Origin of the sequence: Streptomyces humicola (assembly GCF_024436035.1) — a bacterium.
In the GTDB taxonomy this organism is placed as follows: Bacteria; Actinomycetota; Actinomycetes; order Streptomycetales; family Streptomycetaceae; genus Streptantibioticus_B; species Streptantibioticus_B humicola.
On the sequence record NZ_JANFNG010000068.1, the window covers coordinates 1 to 2,287 of the forward strand.

3 protein-coding genes are annotated in these 2,287 nt (G+C 68.9%); 2 read left to right on the top strand and 1 reads right to left on the bottom strand.

Going from position 1 to position 2,287, the window contains the following annotated elements:
• On the bottom strand, positions 1-1,077 hold a 1,077-nt coding region (locus NGB36_RS32955), incomplete at its 3' end, for a S53 family peptidase (protein ID WP_443741620.1).
• A 282-nt stretch (positions 1,078-1,359) separates the two neighbouring features.
• On the opposite strand from NGB36_RS32955, the gene NGB36_RS32960 reads away from it, so the two are divergent.
• Complete coding sequence (locus NGB36_RS32960) at positions 1,360-1,776, top strand: hypothetical protein (RefSeq protein WP_255924335.1); 417 nt, start codon at positions 1,360-1,362, stop codon at positions 1,774-1,776.
• A gap of 59 nt (positions 1,777-1,835) precedes the next feature.
• The gene (locus NGB36_RS32965; RefSeq protein WP_255924336.1) at positions 1,836-2,045 is read left to right on the top strand and encodes an FmdB family zinc ribbon protein; all 210 of its coding nucleotides are present in this window, start codon (positions 1,836-1,838) and stop codon (positions 2,043-2,045) included.
• Positions 2,046-2,287 lie beyond the last annotated feature (242 nt).

Consider the following 2,287-nt stretch of genomic DNA (forward strand, 5'->3'; position numbering starts at 1 on the left):
GACGGACGCGATGATCGGCGACGAGGCGCTGGTGCCGCCGTAGACGTTCCAGCCGCCGTTGTTGTTGTACGTGTCGTAGACGGCCACACCGGTGGCGGGGTCCGCGACCGCGGAGACATCGGCGATGGTGCGTTTCGAGCAGCCGGTGTCGGTCTGCCAACTGGGCTTGGGGTCGTCGGCGGAGCAGCCCGACCCGGTTCCCTCGGAGGACGAGGTCGACCAGACGGATTCGGTCCAGCCGCGCGCGTTCGACGCGGTGGACAGCGAGGTGCCGCCGACCGCGGTGACGTACTGGGAGGCGGCCGGGTACTCGGCGCCATACCCGCTGTCGCCGGCCGACGCGGTGACAGCGACGCCCGGGTGGTCGTAGTACTCGGTGTCGTAGGTGCTGTCCGAGGAGGACTCGCTGCCGCCGTAGCTGTTGGAGACGAACTTGGCGCCCTTGGCCACGGCCGCGTTCACCGCGGTGCCGAGATCGTCGTTGCTCTCGGAGTTGGCCTCGACCAGCAGGATGTGGCAGTTGGGGCAGACCGCCGAGACCATGTCGACGTCGAGGGACTCCTCACCCGTCCAGTCGTCGCTCGCCGGAGCGGGCGAAGGCAGCGGGCTGGCTTGGCCGTTCTCGTTGACCTTGCTGAAGCAGCCGTTCGCGGTCGTGCAGGCGGGAAGTCCGAACTGGCTGCGGTACACTCCAAGATCGCTCTCCGCGTTTGGGTCGTCGTAGGCGTCGACGAGCGCCACGGTCTGGCCGGACCCGCTGGATGCTGCCGCCGAGGCCAAGTTGTAGGCCGACTGCAGTTGGCTGGGCCCATAACCGGAAGGTGCAGCGTTGGGCGCGAGGCTCAGGTGGCGGGCGATGCCGGTCCGGGCCTCGGCAAGGCATGCCATCTCACCTGGCGCGGTGTGCTGGTCGCAGAGATCCCGGACGCGGGCCGCCGGATTCGCTGACGTCGTCGCCGGGAACGCCACGGCCGACGGAGTCACCGCGAGCAGGCCCACGGATGCCAAGGAGACAACGGACAGTACCGCGGTGACTCGGCCGGCTAACTGTCTGAAGGATCGTTTCTTCGAGCGCATGGAACTGCCCTCCAATGGGGGGTGCGCGGCCTTGTCGACGGCCCGCGCATGGCAGATTCGCAGGTGCGGAGCCCGTGAGGTATCCACGGGAAAGTGCTGCTGCGACGCGCGCGATCCACGCGCGTGCGAGGTGGTGCCCAGAACGGACAAAATTTCCTTGCTGCCACCATGACCAGTGGTGGCTACCGGCGAGAAACGTAGCACCACAGGACAAGTTGACAACCCGTCAGTATGCAAGGTTGGGGAAACCATTACCCTCGCGCCGATCAGAAGATAGGCGCCGTGTGTCGCTTCATCGACGCGGAGAAGGCCACCGAGACGAATCCCGGTGGTTACAGCGTGGCCCTGCTGTGCCGCACTCTGGGGGTGCCGCGCTCCGCCTACTACGGCCGCGTGGCCTCGCGTCCTGCCCGTCTGGCGCGGCGGCGGAGTGAGGAGCTGCTGGTCAACGAGACCCGTGTCCTGCATGCCGGGTCACACGGCGCCTACGGGGTGCCGCGGGTCCATGCCGCCCTGGTGCGGGCCGGGCGAGAAGCTGCTGGACTACGGGTTCGAGGAGTAGCCGACTTCGGCCAGGGGGCTGCCCGCGACCACGGTTGTGGGCAGGCCCTGAGGGTGTGCCGAGCGCTTCCGGTAATCCTGACGCAGATGGCTCTGGCGTGGGAGGCCGCGGGCCGGGTCGTGCTAGACCATCCGTGACGAGCGGGCTGGGGCGGTGATCCGCGGCGGGTTCCATGCCTCCCGGCTAGGCTGTGGCCATGCCTCGCTACGAGTACCGCTGCCGCTCTTGTGACTGCACGTTCGAGTTGAACCGCCCGATGGCCGAGTCATCCGCGGCGGCGCAGTGCCCCCTGGGGCACGAGGACAGCGTGAAACTGCTCTCCACGGTGGCGGTGACCGGCTCCGCGTCGGCGACGTCCGCGCCCAAGCCTGGTGGTGGTTGCTGCGGCGGTGGCTGCTGTGAGTAGAGGGCCGCGGTGAGTACCGCGATGGCGCCGGCGACGGCCTCGGAGTCCGAGACACGCGGCCTACGGGGCGGGGTGGACCGGGTCCAGAAAGCCGCCATCCTCCCCGGACGGTCAACGGCCCGTCGAGCCGGGTTGTCCGCAGCGGTCACCGCGACCGGGGTGCAGCAAAGCGGGCCTGAACCCTGTGGGACTCTGTCGCCCGATTCGGCGCACCTGCAGAAACCCGCCGACCGACGCGGACA

Coding starts and splice junctions, on each gene's coding strand:
- NGB36_RS32965 (WP_255924336.1), top strand. CDS start 1,836: ATGCCTCGCTACGAGTACCGCTGCCGCTCTTGTGACTGCACGTTCGAG.